The sequence below is a fragment of the Nocardia sp. NPDC050799 genome, assembly GCF_040654015.1.
In the GTDB taxonomy this organism is placed as follows: Bacteria; Actinomycetota; Actinomycetes; order Mycobacteriales; family Mycobacteriaceae; genus Nocardia.
In genome coordinates this window covers 32,614-46,969 of record NZ_JBFAHF010000024.1, presented here as the reverse complement: position 1 = coordinate 46,969, position 14,356 = coordinate 32,614, and the positions used below count along the sequence as shown (strand labels likewise).

15 protein-coding genes and 1 pseudogene are annotated in these 14,356 nt (G+C 67.0%); 6 read left to right on the top strand and 10 right to left on the bottom strand.

Going from position 1 to position 14,356, the window contains the following annotated elements; all coding sequences use genetic code 11:
• Nucleotides 1–31: 31 nt before the first annotated feature.
• The 3 genes from poxB to AB0H42_RS23460 form a co-directional block, all read right to left on the bottom strand.
• Nucleotides 32–1,768 (bottom strand): ubiquinone-dependent pyruvate dehydrogenase, encoded by a 1,737-nt coding sequence (gene poxB / locus AB0H42_RS23470; RefSeq protein WP_357059154.1) that lies wholly within the window; start codon nucleotides 1,766–1,768, stop codon nucleotides 32–34.
• A gap of 179 nt (nucleotides 1,769–1,947) precedes the next feature.
• Nucleotides 1,948–2,262, bottom strand: a complete 315-nt coding sequence (locus AB0H42_RS23465) for a hypothetical protein (RefSeq protein WP_357059151.1) — start codon at nucleotides 2,260–2,262, stop codon at nucleotides 1,948–1,950.
• A gap of 37 nt (nucleotides 2,263–2,299) precedes the next feature.
• A complete protein-coding gene (locus AB0H42_RS23460; RefSeq protein ID WP_357059148.1) occupies nucleotides 2,300–2,686 on the bottom strand; it encodes a glycine zipper domain-containing protein in 387 nt (128 codons plus the stop codon).
• A gap of 567 nt (nucleotides 2,687–3,253) precedes the next feature.
• Here AB0H42_RS23460 and AB0H42_RS23455 point away from each other — a divergent pair.
• Nucleotides 3,254–3,520 carry a hypothetical protein gene (locus AB0H42_RS23455; RefSeq protein ID WP_357059145.1) on the top strand — a complete coding sequence of 89 codons (267 nt, stop codon included), beginning with the start codon at nucleotides 3,254–3,256 and terminating at the stop codon, nucleotides 3,518–3,520.
• Here AB0H42_RS23455 and AB0H42_RS23450 read toward each other — a convergent pair.
• Nucleotides 3,517–4,209, bottom strand: coding sequence for a class I SAM-dependent methyltransferase (locus AB0H42_RS23450; protein ID WP_357059142.1), 693 nt, complete (start codon nucleotides 4,207–4,209; stop codon nucleotides 3,517–3,519). The genes AB0H42_RS23455 and AB0H42_RS23450 overlap by 4 nt on opposite strands.
• 292 nt (nucleotides 4,210–4,501) lie before the next feature.
• Between AB0H42_RS23450 and AB0H42_RS23445 the strand changes: the two genes are divergently transcribed.
• Entirely contained in the window at nucleotides 4,502–4,918 is a 417-nt protein-coding gene (locus AB0H42_RS23445) for a hypothetical protein (RefSeq protein ID WP_357059139.1), read from the top strand.
• 43 nt (nucleotides 4,919–4,961) lie between these two features.
• Here the strand turns inward: AB0H42_RS23445 and AB0H42_RS23440 are convergent, their stop codons facing one another.
• Nucleotides 4,962–5,606: a GNAT family protein gene (locus tag AB0H42_RS23440; RefSeq protein ID WP_357059136.1), complete on the bottom strand. Its 645-nt coding sequence runs from the start codon at nucleotides 5,604–5,606 to the stop codon at nucleotides 4,962–4,964.
• 302 nt (nucleotides 5,607–5,908) lie between these two features.
• Here AB0H42_RS23440 and AB0H42_RS23435 point away from each other — a divergent pair.
• Together AB0H42_RS23435 and AB0H42_RS23430 are read left to right on the top strand one after the other, a co-directional pair.
• Nucleotides 5,909–6,325 (top strand): annotated as a pseudogene (locus AB0H42_RS23435) (universal stress protein); the annotation flags it as partial.
• A 178-nt stretch (nucleotides 6,326–6,503) separates the two neighbouring features.
• Nucleotides 6,504–6,911 carry a DUF302 domain-containing protein gene (locus tag AB0H42_RS23430; RefSeq protein WP_357059133.1) on the top strand — a complete coding sequence of 136 codons (408 nt, stop codon included), beginning with the start codon at nucleotides 6,504–6,506 and terminating at the stop codon, nucleotides 6,909–6,911.
• A gap of 419 nt (nucleotides 6,912–7,330) precedes the next feature.
• Here AB0H42_RS23430 and AB0H42_RS23425 read toward each other — a convergent pair whose 3' ends face one another.
• From AB0H42_RS23425 to AB0H42_RS23405, 5 genes are all read right to left on the bottom strand, one after another.
• Nucleotides 7,331–7,753, bottom strand: coding sequence for a hypothetical protein (locus AB0H42_RS23425; RefSeq protein ID WP_357059130.1), 423 nt, complete (start codon nucleotides 7,751–7,753; stop codon nucleotides 7,331–7,333).
• A gap of 239 nt (nucleotides 7,754–7,992) precedes the next feature.
• Nucleotides 7,993–9,732 carry a GAF domain-containing sensor histidine kinase gene (locus tag AB0H42_RS23420; RefSeq protein ID WP_357059127.1) on the bottom strand — a complete coding sequence of 580 codons (1,740 nt, stop codon included), beginning with the start codon at nucleotides 9,730–9,732 and terminating at the stop codon, nucleotides 7,993–7,995.
• A 68-nt stretch (nucleotides 9,733–9,800) separates the two neighbouring features.
• Complete coding sequence (locus AB0H42_RS23415) at nucleotides 9,801–10,445, bottom strand: response regulator transcription factor (RefSeq protein ID WP_357059124.1); 645 nt, start codon at nucleotides 10,443–10,445, stop codon at nucleotides 9,801–9,803.
• Between the two features lie 140 nt (nucleotides 10,446–10,585).
• Nucleotides 10,586–11,452 (bottom strand): GyrI-like domain-containing protein, encoded by an 867-nt coding sequence (locus tag AB0H42_RS23410; protein ID WP_357059121.1) that lies wholly within the window; start codon nucleotides 11,450–11,452, stop codon nucleotides 10,586–10,588.
• A gap of 625 nt (nucleotides 11,453–12,077) precedes the next feature.
• Nucleotides 12,078–13,142, bottom strand: a complete 1,065-nt coding sequence (locus AB0H42_RS23405) for an NADP-dependent oxidoreductase (protein WP_357059118.1) — start codon at nucleotides 13,140–13,142, stop codon at nucleotides 12,078–12,080.
• Between the two features lie 267 nt (nucleotides 13,143–13,409).
• Here AB0H42_RS23405 and AB0H42_RS23400 point away from each other — a divergent pair, with 267 nt between their 5' ends.
• Nucleotides 13,410–13,892, top strand: a complete 483-nt coding sequence (locus tag AB0H42_RS23400; RefSeq protein ID WP_357059115.1) for a nuclear transport factor 2 family protein — start codon at nucleotides 13,410–13,412, stop codon at nucleotides 13,890–13,892.
• Nucleotides 13,889–14,350: a DUF3237 domain-containing protein gene (locus tag AB0H42_RS23395; RefSeq protein WP_265807709.1), complete on the top strand. Its 462-nt coding sequence runs from the start codon at nucleotides 13,889–13,891 to the stop codon at nucleotides 14,348–14,350. The genes AB0H42_RS23400 and AB0H42_RS23395 overlap by 4 nt, the downstream gene beginning before the upstream one ends.
• The last annotated feature ends 6 nt before the right edge of the window (nucleotides 14,351–14,356 follow it).

Sequence of the window (14,356 nt, the reverse complement as noted above, 5' to 3'; positions counted from 1 at the left end):
GGTCACCGGCGGGAGGTCTCTCGCGGCGTGGTTAGTCCAGAATGCGCCGGGCGACGTTGGTGGTGACCAGGTCGAGCAGCTCGTCGGCGCGGCCGGCGAGGATGGTGCGGATGGCATAGATGGTGAACCCTTTGGCCTGTTCTGCCGAGATGGCCGGCGGAATCGTCAGTTCCTGCCGTGCCACGACGACGTCGACGAGTGCGGGTCCCTCGTGCGCGAGCGCCTCCGCGAGGGCCGGCTCCAGGTCGGCGGGCTCTTCGACCCGGCGCCCCCAGATCCCCATGGCCCGGGCGGCGGCGCCGAAGTCGGGGTTCGACAGGTCGGTGCCGAAGTTCACCACCCCGGCCGCCTTCATCTCCAATTCCACGAAGTTCAGCGACGAGTTGTTGAACACGATCACCTTCACCGGTAGGTCGTTCTGCAGCAACGTGATCAGCTCGCCGAACAACATGGTGAGTCCGCCGTCTCCGGCGAGGGCGATCACCTGGCGTCCCCGGTGGGCCGTCTGCGCACCGATCGCGTGCGGCAGGGCGCAGGCCATCGTCCCGTGGGTGAACGAGCCGGTCAACCGTCGCCGGCCGTTCATGGTCAGATAGCGTGCCGCCCAGATCGTCGGCGATCCGACGTCGAAGGTGAACACCGCGTCGCCGGCGGCCAGTCGATTCACCGCTCCGGCGACGTATTCCGGCCGGATGGGCGTGCGGTCGCGATCATTGACCGCCAGCGCGTCCAGCGATTCGCGGGTGCGCCGATAATGCCGCAGCGACCTGTCCAGATGTGCTCGGTTGGTCTTCTGCTCCACCCGCGGCAACAGTGCGTCGATCGTATCCCGCACGCTGCCGACCATACCCAGGTCGACCGGGGTGCGGCGGCCGAGGTGGCTGCCGCGGATATCGACCTGGACGACCGCGGCGTCCTCGGGATAGAACTGCGTGTACGGGAAGTCGGTACCCAGCATCAGCAGCACATCGGCTTCCTTGATCGCCTTGTACCCCGAGGCGTACCCGAGCAGTCCGGTCATCCCCACGTCGTACGGGTTGTCGTACTCCAGGTGTTCCTTGCCGCGGAACGCGTGCACGATCGGCGAGTTCAGCCTGTCGGCCAACGCCATGACCTGGGCGTGCGCGCCGGCGGTACCGGCGCCGCCGAGAATCGTCACCCGCGACCCGGCATTCAGGATGTCCGCGGCGCGGCGCAGGGTGGGGTCGTCCGGCCGCAGCACCGACCGCGACGGCACTACCGGCCGGCTGCTCCACCGGTCGCCGGACAGGCGGCTTTGGAAGACCTCACCGGGTATCACGACGACGGCGACACCGTTCTCCTCGACTGCCGCCCGCATCGCCATCTCCACGACCCGCGGCGCCGACCGCGGGCTGCTGATGAGCTCGCAGTACACACTGCACTCGCGGAACAACTCCTCGGGATGAGTTTCCTGGAAGTATCCGGATCCGATTTCGCCGATCGGGATGTGCGCGGCGACGGCCAGCACCGGTACCCGCGTGCGCTGGGCGTCGTAGAGTCCGTTGATCAGATGAAGGTTGCCCGGCCCGCAGCTTCCGGCGCATACGGCGAGGCGGCCCGTCAGCGCCGCCTCCGCGGTCGCCGCGAACGCGGCGGCCTCCTCGTGCCGCACATGCTCCCAGGTGATGCCGTCGGATCGCCGTATCGCGTCGGTGAATCCGTTCAGACTGTCACCGGGCAACCCGTAGACCCGGCGGACGCCGCTGACCTGTAATGCCGTGATCATGTGCTGAGCGACAGTCGCCATGGCCCGACCCTACGCGGCGGTTGCCAGGATGTAGCCGGACATGCGGGGCGGGTCGGTGGATGAGCTCTCTCGGATGCTGTGGTCGAAACGCCCGGCTCTCGCTCGGAGGTCGAAGCCTGCTGTCCCCGCGACGAGTACCGCCGCGCCGATCGGTGCCGGCGCGGCGGTCGAGCGGGTGATCAGGCGGGTTGTAGCGGGCCGATGAAGGTGCCCGGGTGGGTGACGCCACCTTGGCGTTGCACACTCACGTCCGCCGGCCACGACGCCCGCAGCCGGGTGGTGGTATCCGGCGGGGTGACGACGAGCGTGACCGGGACCCAGCCGTCCGGACCGCCCGGCAGATAGGTGAGCAGGCTGCTCACCGCGGCACCCGGTTCCACCGTCGGCGGCGCGGGATCCGTGGCCTGGCGGGGCAGCCGGTAGGTCGGGCCGAAGGTCGGATCTTCCGGGCTCACCAGGCCCGGCACCGACTTCGTTGCGCTCGGGCCGACCATCCGTCGCATCCCCGTGGCCGGCCTGCCTGGACCACGGTCAGGGTAGAACCTGCGGGATCACGTCGGGGTGGAAATAGCCGACGAGGGCGCCGATCACGGAGCCGAGGAGTGAGCCGGCACCGGACCCGGTGGCCGATCCCACGGCGGAACCGACCGATCCCCCCGCGGACGAGCCGTTCAGCACCGGATCGGGAATCAGTGCATGCGGGTTGGTAGCGATATCCTCGCTCTTCTGCAGCGGAATACCGGCCACGGGTGTGGCTCGGTCGGTTGCGGCTTCAGCGGCCGACGGACCCGCGAGAACAATTGTCGCGGCCAGGGGCAGGGTGCCGAAGGCGACCATGCCCGTCGCCTTGACCAGGCTGTTTCCCATCATTTTCTGCTCACCTTTCCGACCCTCGGAACAGGCGAGGGCGTAATACATGGACCAGAGGCACTCCGGCCGCCTGAATCATAGGCAGCTCGGTGCGGAATCCGAACAAGGAATGTGAGCAATAATAATGCGCGGCAATGTAATTCGTGATCCGTCCGTTCCGGGGTAGTGCCGGGCGGGTGGATTCGGGGCATCGGATCGGTCGTCGTCCGGTCGCCTCATCGGGCCACTCGGTGTTCTGCCACGGTTGAACTGGCGTTCGGGGCTCTCGCGCGGCCTCGGCCGGCCTGGGAATCGCATCGAAGTGGCATCGGACGACCGGTTCGCGCCGACGCCTGATCGTATCCGCCGGGAGCCGGGGCCCTCGGTGGACCGTAATGCCGGTGGTCGCGCGGGCAGTTTCGCGCGCAGAGGGCAGGGCGCCGACAGAAACAGGTATACCCGGGGCCGTCCGACCGGTGCATCAGTGATGCGTATCGCGGAAGCTGATGTGGTATCGCGAACGGATACGGGTACGTGCGTTTGCCGAGCCCGGTTCGCGGTGTGTAATCGCCGGCCGCCGACTGTGGCATCTACTTGCCGGTCGGCTCGTGAGCCCAGTGATGAGAGGGGACGACAATGGATGATCCACAAATCACCGTGGATCCCGACGGATTCGCTGCCGCGATGGAAGCGCTCGTTATGGACGATCCGCACCCGAACGGTTCCGTCGAGGACAGCCCTTCGCAATGGCTACGCCGGGCGCTCTATGCCTACGAATGGGCGAAGCAAGCCTGCCGGGAGGCCGATGAGCGATCGGATACCCGGAAAATCGCGCCCGGCCGGGCGCGCGCGGCCGTCCTGCGCCATGAGGCTCATCAGTACGAACAGCAGACCGTGCGCTAGCCGAGTGGGCGTCGGCCCTGGTCGGATACCGCTTTGGTGGCCACCCCCATGATCAGCGGCCGAACGATCGGGGGCATCCGCCGCCACGACGTTTCCCGCACCTCGCCGAGCTCCAGCCCGCGCGCCCGGATCAGCTCGAGGGTCGCACGATTGCAATGACAGCCCTCCGCGAACCGGCGCCACGGGCCGGCGAGCCGGTCTTGCCATCGGGCGAGTCGCGGCGATTCGGCACGCACGTGCTCGAGGAACAACAGCTGCCCCCGGGGTCGCAATACGCGCTCGATCTCCCGTAACACCGGATCGGGGTCCGCCACAGTGCACAACACGAGCGTCGAGACGACGGTGTCCACGGTTTCATCCGCGAAAGGCAGCCGTTCCGCCGCGGCGTCGACGACGCGTGCCCGGTCTCGACCGCGGCCCAGCCTTCGCGCCAACCGGGTACGCATCGCGGCTTCCGGCTCGGTCAGGGTCAGCTCGTCGAGGTCGTCGGGGTAGTACCGCAGGTTGAGACCGGTACCGCTGCCGAGTTCGACGGTTCGCCCCCTCGCGCGGCCGAGTAGATCGCGCCGCCGATCGGCCATCCCCGATCTCTCGCCCCACCAGAGCAACGGGTCGTACAGCGCCGCGAACACTCGTGCCCACAGGCCCGAGCCCTCCACCGCTGCCGCCGGTACGGCGCCGCTGCTCACAGGTTCGACCGTACGCCCGGGGCCGTCGGTGCGCACGCGAATGCCGGTAGAGGTCCGGAGTGTCCCCAAGCCGACGAAGGGGAGACCGCCTTGACCGGAAGAGCAATTCAACTGTAGATACGTAGATATGCGAATTAATTAATATCGGGTCAGGGGGCTGAGCGATTCGGAGGGACCCCCGGTCCGCGCACCGGCACCGACGCGGGACCGACCGGATTCATACGTAACGGGTGAGGCGTCGAGCGGCGGGGTGGACTTGGGTGGGATCCGATCACTTCTCGGGAGGCGGGATATGGCGACCTACAGGACAGAACCCGGAGGCTCTCCGGTGAAGCAGGGCGTGGCGGCGGTGACTTCGATCGCGGCCGCGGTCCTGCTGCTCGCGGTGGGTGTGCTGTCGATTCTGGCGGGTATCTCGGCGATCGCGGGCGACGAGCTGTTCGTGACCGGGCCGAACTACATTCTCCAGTTCGACACCACCACCTGGGGCTGGATCCACCTCGTGCTGGGCATCCTGCTGGTGATCGCGGCGGTCGCCCTGATGTCCGGCGCGCTGTGGGCGCGGATCACGGCGGTGGTGCTGGCCGGGCTGTCGATCATCGCGAACTTCCTGTGGATCCCGTACTACCCGTGGTGGTCGATCGTGGTCATCGCGATCGATCTGGTGGTCATCTGGGCGGTCTCCACCTGGCGGCCGGAACAGATGTAGGACGAGCCGGCACGTCCGCGCCACGCCCGAGGGCCCGGCCGGATCATGTCCCGCCGCCGGCGGTTCCTGATTCCGCGTCGATGCGATGGATGTCTGTGCCCTGGTGGGCGGCCCATTCGGGCGCGAGGATCGACATCACGGTGGCGTCGATCCACTCGTCTCGATAGCGCAGTGCTTGGCGGAGGACGCCTTCGGCGCGGAAGCCCACCTTCTCGTAGACATGGTGCGCGCGGCGGTTGAATGCGTAGACCTCCAGCGAGATCCGGTGCAAGCCGAGCCACTCGAAGCCGTAGCCGACGATCAGGCGCGTGGCCTCGGTGCCCAGCCCGCGTCCCCGTCCGGCGGGGCCGAGCAGAATGCGGAAATTGCAGCTGTGGTTGGCGGGATCCCACTGGTTCAGCACCGCTTCTCCCACACACCGGCCGTCGGTGTTGTCGACGACCGCTAGGTCGAGCCGGTCCCGTTGCGCGGCCCGGCTCGCGTACCAGTCGCGCAACTCCGCGACCTCGGCCGGGTCCTCGGGCGCGAACTCTTCCCTCTCGTCGTGGACGCTACCCGTGAGCCGGCGGACCTCCGGGTCGCGCAGCGCCGCACGGAGGCCGTCGAGGTCCGCGTCGGCGAATGACCGTAGGAGAACTTTCCCGCCGGTGAGGACGGGTTTGACGGAGAAATCCGTGAGCTGGGCCATCACTGAATTATGTGGATCGGTCCGCCGACCGGTCATTTCGGTCTCGCAATCAGAGAGTGCGGCAGCAAAAATCGGTCAGCGCCCGCGCGCGACCCGGGCATTGAGCCCATGTATCCGGTGACATTCTTCTCTGGTCCGCGGCGCTCACGGGCGGAAGCATCGAAGAGGGGCCGGCCCCGGCCCGGAAAAGCTGCTCCTGGGACCGGCAGTGGCGTTCGTTCGTACACGCAACGGAGAAGCAGTCTCCCGGTGACACACAGGAAGGCAGCCCATGACCGACTTCGCTCCGGGGTCCGGAGAACATGCCGCCCCGCCGGTGGTCGCGGCCGTGGACGGTTCACCCGGTTCGAATCGGGCGGTGGCCTGGGCCGCCGCCGAAGGCGAGTATGCACGGGTGCGGGCTGCACCTGCTGAACTCGTGGATTCTGGCGGTCGGTTTCGATCCCGACGCCACCCTGACCGAGCACGATCTGCGGGCGTTGCACGACGAAGCCGGTCAGGTGCTTGCCGCGGCCGAGGAGGTCGCCCGGGCCGCGACGCCCGATCCCGGCCTCGCGATCACCACCGAGGCGATCGACGAGCTCATCGTGCCCGCCCTCGTCGAGCGGCCGCGTTCGGCCCGGCTGCTGGTCGTCGGTAGCCGGGGGCTCGGAGCTTTCCAGCGTGGGCTCGTCGGCTCGGTGAGTACCGCGGTGACCCGGCACGCGCGATGTCCGGTCGCGGTGATCCACGCGGACGCGCCGCTGGACGTGGCCGCGGCGACCCGGCCGTCTGCTGCAAGCCGTGGACATTCCGATCGTCATCGTTCGGTCGCGCGACACGTGGGTGAGGCCGATCGGAGAAATTGTTCCTCGCCCTGGCCTCACCACCGAAGAGCACTTGAAAGGAGGCCGATACATGGAAATCGGTCTGTCCACTACTCTGCACACCAGCTTCGAAGAAGCCGTTCAGCGCACCCGTGCAGCCCTCGCCGAACAAGGCTTCGGAGTACTCACCGAAATCGATATGCGGGCCACGCTCGAGTCAAAACTGGGCGAGAAGATGGAGGATTACCTGATTCTCGGCGCGTGCAATCCGCTGCTGGCCCACCGAGCCGTCGGCGTCGACCGCCGGATCGGCCTGTTGCTGCCCTGCAATGTGGTGGTGCGCCGCGATCTCGATTCCGCTACCGCCGTTGTCGTCGAGGCGATGAATCCGCAGGTGATGGTCCAGGTCACCGAGGAACAAGCGCTGGAACCGATAGCCGAGGAGGCCACCGCGAAACTGCGGGCGGCGCTGGAATCGCTGGACTCCGGCGAGAACTGATCGACGTCGGCGGGTCACCCGGACACCGGGATACTTCTCCATCCAGTAGTCCAGCCACGTGCGGAGCTGGGCGTCGGCCGCCTCCGCGATCGTTGGATCCTCGATCACTTCCGGCATCCCGGCGAACCGGTGGGCACGCAGGTCGTGCCAGCTGCGGATCGCGATCAGGGCCGCACCGCGCGCGTCCGCCTCGGCGAAGGCGGCCGCCGCGGCGGCCGCACTGCACCGGGAACTGTCCAGGCCGACGACGACCGGCCCGTGCCGGTGCGCCGGCCGGCCGGGCGTGACGCAGCATGCGACGATCACGTTGCCGTGGCCGTGGGCGAAGACGGACAACAGGGTCGAACCGAGATGGGTGAGGGTCGAACCGTGGCCGGAGGCGCCAGCGTTCGAGACCTCGGGCGAGTACGCCGACGGCCTCACCCAGCGCGCGGACCGATGCGCTCAGGTCCGCGGCGTGCCCCTGGATCCGGCTCTGCTTCCGGCGCCGGGACCCGTCGGTGGACGGGGACGCCGCGCCGGACAGCAACCGGCACAGCGGTTCGGGCAGAACCCCGAAGACCCGGCCGAGCTGTCCCGGTGACTCCGGTCCGCCACCCGGCCGCCGCGAAGGCGGCGCGGGCGTGGTGCAGCATGCTGATCACGAGTTGGCGGCCAGTGGGATCGGCCGAGGTGAGCAGCCGTTCGTCGTCGCGGTAGCGGTATAGCCGTCCGTCGCGATACACCCACTGCCTGGGCTGCGTGTTGTGCACCGACGGCGCGCGTGCCGCTACGCGCAGGGCGTCGAACAAGGTGGCACGGCCGGGTGCGGAGACGGTGCCGGGGACGTCGTTGTCGGTCATATCGCCAGTGTGGGGGCGTGGCCGCGGTGCCGGGCAGGGCCGGTCGACGGTACGTGGGGCACCGGAACCGTGGTCCCTCCCGTTACACGACATCCGACCCTGTCGGCGGGGCCTCCCGCTTCGGTAGCGGATCGCCGAGCCTGGTAGCCGACGGCGTGATCGGCGTGGGCGCAACCGATATCAGGATTCGGCCCGTCGCGGCCGAGTGGTCACGGGCCGGGCTCGACGGACCTGTGGGGTCAGGGCAGCGGCGCGCTCCAGCACAGCGCGGTGCCGCCGGTCGGTTTGCGGCCCACTGTGCAGTGCCCGCCGGCCCGCTCCGCGCGGACCCGCAGGTTGGCCAGCCCGCTACGCCGCCGGATTTCGGGTGACAGGCCGACGCCGTCGTCCGCCACCTCGAGAGTCACCTCGTCGCCTACGCGCAGCTCGACCGACAGTGTGGTGGCGCGGGCGTGCCGCACCACATTGCTGACCGCCTCGCGCAGGACCGCCTCGATATCGTCGGAGAGAGGCGGGGCGAGGACGGTGACCGGCCCGCTGAGCCGGATCGTTGTGCGCAGCTCGGTCTCGGCGGTCAGTTCGGTGACGATACCGTGCAGGTGCCGGCGGTAGCCGGCCGATTCGGTGGTCGTGGTGCTGTGCAGATCGAAGATCGAGTGCCGGATCTCCTGCATGATCGATTGCAGGTCGTCGATGGTTTCGCCCAGTCGTGCGCGCACTTCGTCGCCGCGGGCGCGCTGCAGGGTGCCCTGGAGGCCGAGGCCCAGGGCGAAAAGGCGCTGGATGACGTGGTCGTGCAGGTCGCGGGCGATCCGGTCGCGGTCGGCGACCACATCCAGTTCCCGCATCCGGCGCTGGGTCTCCGCCAGCCGTAGGGCCAGGGCGGCCTGGTTGGCGATCACCGTCATCATGGCCCGGACGGCGGGATCGAAGGTATTGCCGCCGGGAGGCTGGACGGTGGCGAGGACACCGATGATGGTGTCCTCGGCGCGCAGCGGGAGCACGAGTGCCGGGCCGAAATCGCCGGACATCCCGGGCAATACATCGGTGGTCAGCTGCTCGACGGCGATCGTCTGCCCGTGCCGGAACGCCTTGCTCGATTGCGAACCGTGCAGGGGCAGGCGTTGCCCGCGGAATTCGTGGGCCTGCGCACCGGATACCGCGGCAACGGTCAGGTCGCGCACCTCGTGACCGGGGATATCAGGATCATCGGGCAGTGCCACGAACGTGCACGCGGCGCCGGTGAGGGTGCGTGCGCGCTCGGTGACCAGATCGAGGATGTCCTGGGGTTCGCCGCCCGCGAGCAGTTCGGTGGCCACATCCCGGGTGGCTTCCAGCCAGTGCTGGCGCCGCCGGGACTGCTCGTAGAGGCGGGCGTTCTCGATGGCGATCCCGGCCGCCGCCGCCAGGGCCTGCACCACGACCTCGTCGTCCTCGGTGAATTCCTCGGCCCCGATCTTCTCGGTGAGGTAGAGGTTGCCGAACACCTCGTCGCGCACTTTCACCGGCACCCCGAGGAAACTGTGCATGGGCGGATGGTGTGCCGGGAAACCGACCGACGCCGGGTGTTCGGAGATATTGGTGAGGCGGATGGGTTCGGGTTGCTGGATCAGCACCCCCAGTACCCCGTGGCCGCGGGGCAGATCGCCGATCCGGTACCGGGTGGCGTCGTCGATACCCTCGTAGACGAATTCGGCCAACTGGTCACTGGTCGAATCAGTGCCCCGGACACCGAGTGCGCCGTATCCGGCGTCGACCAACTCGATGGCGGTGTGCACGATCGACCGGAGGGTGTCGTCCAGATCGAGCCCCGCGGTGATGGAGAGCATCGCCTCCATCAGTCGGTCCATCCGATCACGAACATCGACGATCTGGGCGATACGTTCCTGCACCTCGTCCAGCAGTTCGTGCAGCCGCAGCTGGGACAGCGTCTCGGTCACCGGGGGCCGGTCACTCGTCGCGGGCACCTGGCGTTCCATACGCGATATTCTTCCACCGGCCGGTTGCCCGACGCTACCGTCGGGCCTGGTCATGGTCGGTTCACGGGTCACCTGTGGTCGGGCGGGATCATCTTGGTGGCGAGGACCGCGGCCTGGGTCCGGCGTTCGACACCCAGTTTGGTGAGCAACCGCGAGACGTAATTCTTGACGGTCTTCTCGGCCAAAAACATCCGACCGGCGATCTGCCGGTTGGTGAGCCCCTCGCCCAGCAGGGCGAGCAGGGTGCGTTCCTGTTCGGTCAGTCCGGCGAGCGGACCCGTCGCGGTTTCGGCGGCGGCCCGGAATTTCGCCATCAGCGCGGCCGCTGCCCGGTTGTCCAGCAGAGATTTGCCGGCCGCCACCTCGCGAATGGCGCGCACGAGTTCCAGGCTGGTGATGTCCTTGACGACGTAGCCGCTGGCGCCGGCCAGGATGGCGTCGAGCATGGCCTGGTCGTCGGTGAAGGAGGTGAGCATCAGACACCGGAGGCCCGTATTCGCCGAGAGCAGTTCCCGGCACAATTCGATACCGTTGCCATCCGGCAGGCGGACGTCGAGGACGGCGACCTCGGGCCGCAGCGCCGGGATCCGGGCCAGTGCCTGGGAGACATCGGCCGCTTCGCCGACAACCTCCAGGTCGGTCTCCGCCTCGATCAGGTCGGCGACCCCGCGCCGTACTATCTCGTGGTCGTCGACCAGGAACACCCTGACCATGGTCTCGCCTCTCTCGGGGATGAGTTGTCCTCAGCGTACGGAGTGAAGAGCCCACGGGGCGGCGGCATGGGCCTCGCATTCGACGACGAACGGCACTTGACCGGCCCATCGTTCTGTGCAGGTCGCTCCGAGGGGCCGCACTAGCCGTGCGCGTGTGCCACGGCCGCGAGTATCGCGATGAGACGTTCACCGATCTGCTCGGCCGGCGGCCCCAGCGCGGGTTGCCCACTGCATTCCACGAGCAGTCGTGGGTCGGTCGTTTCGACGACAGTGATCGAATCGGCGTGGCGCACGGTGATATCGCAGGGCAGCAGTGGGGTGATCCGCCCGTTGGCCCGGGCCGCGTACGCGGCGAGGTCCGGGTCGAAGGCGCCGAGAAGCAGGTGTTCGGCCGGCCCGGCGCCGGACCCCCGGTCCGGGTCGGCAGGGAGGGCGATTTCGTACGCGATCTCGAAACCGCTGTCCCGCAGTACGGTACGGACCGTCCGGGCGACCGCCGTGACGGACGCGGTTATCCGCACGCCGAGCGTGGTGGAGGTGACCGGGACACGTATCTCGGTGAGCAGATCGGCGGGGGTGACGGCCTCGTCCGGCGCGATCCGATAGATCTCGGTGGGTGGTCCGGTGGCCTGGAGACCGGAGTGCCGGAGCCAGTCGTCGAGCGCGCGGTAGGCGGCGCCGATGCTCGCGTAGTCGCCGTAATGGCAGGTGCGTGCGTAGCAGCGGGGTCCGGTGCGGCGGAGGGTGAACTCGCCGTCCGAGGTGCCCGGCACCGAGGACTCGACCGGAAGGACCAGCTCGACCTCGGTGGCCGCGCCGGACCGGAAATCGCCGTGGTAGGTGGTGGCGGGTGGACCGACCGGCAGCAGGCCCAGGGTTCGGACGAGACGATAGAGGTCGGTCATGCCGTCCCGGATATCGTCACCCGCCCGGTCGCTTCGTACCGTTCGCCGGATGGTGAGAACAGTGTGCGGAGCGGATTCGTGCAGATCCACCTGATAGGCCATGACGCGCCGGTCCTTTCGGCGCCGTCGGCCGCTGCGGCGGAGAGCGTCGCCCGTGTATCGGGTGCGTGCCCGCGTGGCCGGACTCGGGTATCCTACCGGGCGCGCCCTGTCAGCGATCCCAACCCACCCGCACGGTGCGCGTCTGTGTTCGAGCTCGAAGGACTGGGCTGGAACCGCGTGGTATCAATTGAGTACAACTGCCCAGCCGGAACGACACACCGTGTCGATCCACTTCCGGCCGACACCTCGCCTGGGGTCTTGCGTCAGCGGCTTCCGGCGCACGAGATGTACAGGCCCGGACGGCAATGCCTCGATACCCGACCGTGCACTGTCTGTAGAGAGAGTTCATGGCTGCTGATTCAATCGAGGCATCGATCGGGCGATAAGTTGCCGGCGGTCCGGCGAGGTGCCCACGACCTATCGTGAGGTGTCACGGCCCCGGCGGCACCAGGGCCTCACCGCGCCGGACCCGAACGGCCCGCTACGACACGGTCTGAGCGCGTAGACCCATTCGGGGTCGGTGCTCAGAGGCTGCAGCTCCGGATGCGCTCACGGATAAGGTGGGGACACTCCCCGAGACCACGAGCGCATCGATAATGCCTAGTGGAAGCTGGGGCAGACGGCCTCAGCGAGAAACTCCGTCCATGGTTTCGCTTGCGTCGGTGAGCACTTTGACCACGACCTTTCCCCTGTTCTCGCCTGCGAGACTACGATTGAGAGTGTGTCGCGCATTCTCCAGGCCGTCGACCACGGTCTCCTCGGTACGCAAGGCACCGACGTGGAGATCCTGTGACAGCTGCCCGATGATCTCGCCGTACCGATCAACATGATCGAAAACGATGAAACCTCGCAGGGTGGCACGCTGCATCAGTAGCTGACTGAGGTTGCGTAGACCGCGTGGGGTGTCGGCGGAATTGTAATCATTGTATTCAGATATAAGACCGCAAAGCGTGATGCGCGCACCGATGTTGAGTCGATCGAGTACATGATCCATGATCTCTCCGCCCACGTTCTCGAAATCCACGTCGATTCCCTCGGGGGTGGCGAGATCGAGTTGCGCCTTCCAGTCATCGGCATGTCGATCGACACAGGCGTCAAAGCCCAACTCTTCTACCAGGTACCGACATTTCTCGGCACCGCCTGCGATCCCGACCACTCGGGCTCCCCGTCGCTTCGCGAGCTGACCGGCGACGGACCCCACTGCTCCCGCCGCCCCCGATACGAAGAACGTCTCACCCGGCCGCGGATCGCCGAACTCGACCCCGAGGAAAGCCGATATTCCGGTGTGGCCCAGTACTCCGACGAATGCGGGGAGAGGGGCAGGCAACGGATCAGGTAGGACTGTGAACGGCATGTCCTCACTCGCTGCATCGGCCACGCAGTAGTCCTGCCAACCCGTCAATCCCACAACAAAAGCGCCGACAGGGAGATCCTCGCGCATGCTGGCCACTACCTGCCCGACCCCTGCTCCCCGCATAACCGCGTTGAGCTCGACCGGGGGTATGTAGGAGCGCATTGCGCTCATCCACACTCGATTGGTGGGGTCCACAGATAGATAGTGCGTGCGGATGAGTGCCTGCCCTTCGGAAATCTCGGTGACCGGCTCTTCGGTCCACTCGAGATTCGCCGCTGTTACTTCTCCCTCTGGTCGACTCCGCAATCGATAGAGTCGATTGGTCAGTGTGCTCATCACGTCTCCTAAAGCCAAGTGCAAGGTTGAAATGCGGAATGCCGACCGCCGGGATCCACGCCCGCAGTCGATGCGCGGCGGCTCGCAGGCCGAGACCCTGAGACTAGACTCACAGTGGATCATAGTCAACGCTACGTCGATTTGTGGCCGTGCGGCCCATATCGACTTGTCGACACTGTGTTGACTATCACCGACGGTTCGGGCATTCTCTGACTTTACGGCGACTGGCACATCGGTCGTGACCAGGCCGCACAGAAGGAGGCGACTGTGAGTACACAAGCGGAAAATCGCAAGGTAGTAGATAGTTTTTGGAGTGATCTCGATGGTGGGCCGCCAACCGGGGCAAAGCTCGAGGACTGGAAGGACTGGTTCGCAGAAGACGCAGTCTGGGAAATGCCCTTCGCTCCCGAGCCGCTCGCGAAGTCGGTACCCGGCCGCGCGCTGATCGGCCACTTCGTCGACTGGTTCTTCGAATCCGTTCCCGATCTGGCGATCGATTCGCTGGTCGTCCACGACACGACAGATCCCGAGCTCTTTGTTCTCGAGCTGCACGGTCGGGCAACCGTGGTCCAGAACGGGAATATCTACGCGAACACCTACTGCACGCACATGCGGATCAGAGACGGCAAGGTCACGTTGATTCGCGAGTACTTCGATCCGAGCATCGTCGAACAGGCCTTCGGCACCGAGCTGATCGCCGAAGGTATGTCGACAGTCATGGCCGCCGCGGGCCTGGAGGTTACCAAGTGAAGCTCATCCCAGAATTCTCCTACACTGCGGAGCTGGGTGCGCCGCAAATCGTCGGTCCCGGACCGTATGGTCTACGGCAGGTACTCCCTGTGACAGGCGGAACCGTGACGGGCGATCGACTCAGCGGCCATGCGGCCATCGGCGGCGGCGACTGGCTCCTCGCCGGCGACGATGGATTCGGGCGATTGGACGTGCGCGCGCAGTTCAATACGAACGACGGCGCCGTCATCTACATGAGCTACCAGGGACTGGTCGAGGTCACCGAAGCAGCTGAAGCCGCCCTGACAGGGGGAGATTCGAGTACGAATTTCGGCGATCACTACTTCGTGACGACTCCTCGGCTCGAGAGCGGTGACCCCAGGTACGGCTGGGTCAACCAGACTATTTTTGTCGGACAGGGTCGCATCACACCGGGTCCCGTGATCGAGTTCCAGGTCTTTCGGGTAGCCCTCCAGTAGTCCGAA

What these genes read in the sequence shown, in the direction of transcription:
- AB0H42_RS23410 (WP_357059121.1), bottom strand. Translation starts at nt 11,452, where the DNA reads ATGGCCTATCAGGTGGATCTGCACGAATCCGCTCCGCACACTGTTCTC.
- poxB (WP_357059154.1), bottom strand. Translation starts at nt 1,768, where the DNA reads ATGGCGACTGTCGCTCAGCACATGATCACGGCATTACAGGTCAGCGGC.
- AB0H42_RS23425 (WP_357059130.1), bottom strand. Translation starts at nt 7,753, where the DNA reads ATGACCGACAACGACGTCCCCGGCACCGTCTCCGCACCCGGCCGTGCC.
- AB0H42_RS23430 (WP_357059133.1), top strand. Translation starts at nt 6,504, where the DNA reads ATGGAAATCGGTCTGTCCACTACTCTGCACACCAGCTTCGAAGAAGCC.
- AB0H42_RS23465 (WP_357059151.1), bottom strand. Translation starts at nt 2,262, where the DNA reads ATGGTCGGCCCGAGCGCAACGAAGTCGGTGCCGGGCCTGGTGAGCCCG.
- AB0H42_RS23445 (WP_357059139.1), top strand. Translation starts at nt 4,502, where the DNA reads ATGGCGACCTACAGGACAGAACCCGGAGGCTCTCCGGTGAAGCAGGGC.
- AB0H42_RS23415 (WP_357059124.1), bottom strand. Translation starts at nt 10,445, where the DNA reads ATGGTCAGGGTGTTCCTGGTCGACGACCACGAGATAGTACGGCGCGGG.
- AB0H42_RS23420 (WP_357059127.1), bottom strand. Translation starts at nt 9,732, where the DNA reads ATGGAACGCCAGGTGCCCGCGACGAGTGACCGGCCCCCGGTGACCGAG.
- AB0H42_RS23460 (WP_357059148.1), bottom strand. Translation starts at nt 2,686, where the DNA reads ATGTATTACGCCCTCGCCTGTTCCGAGGGTCGGAAAGGTGAGCAGAAA.
- AB0H42_RS23405 (WP_357059118.1), bottom strand. Translation starts at nt 13,142, where the DNA reads ATGAGCACACTGACCAATCGACTCTATCGATTGCGGAGTCGACCAGAG.
- AB0H42_RS23440 (WP_357059136.1), bottom strand. Translation starts at nt 5,606, where the DNA reads ATGGCCCAGCTCACGGATTTCTCCGTCAAACCCGTCCTCACCGGCGGG.
- AB0H42_RS23455 (WP_357059145.1), top strand. Translation starts at nt 3,254, where the DNA reads ATGGATGATCCACAAATCACCGTGGATCCCGACGGATTCGCTGCCGCG.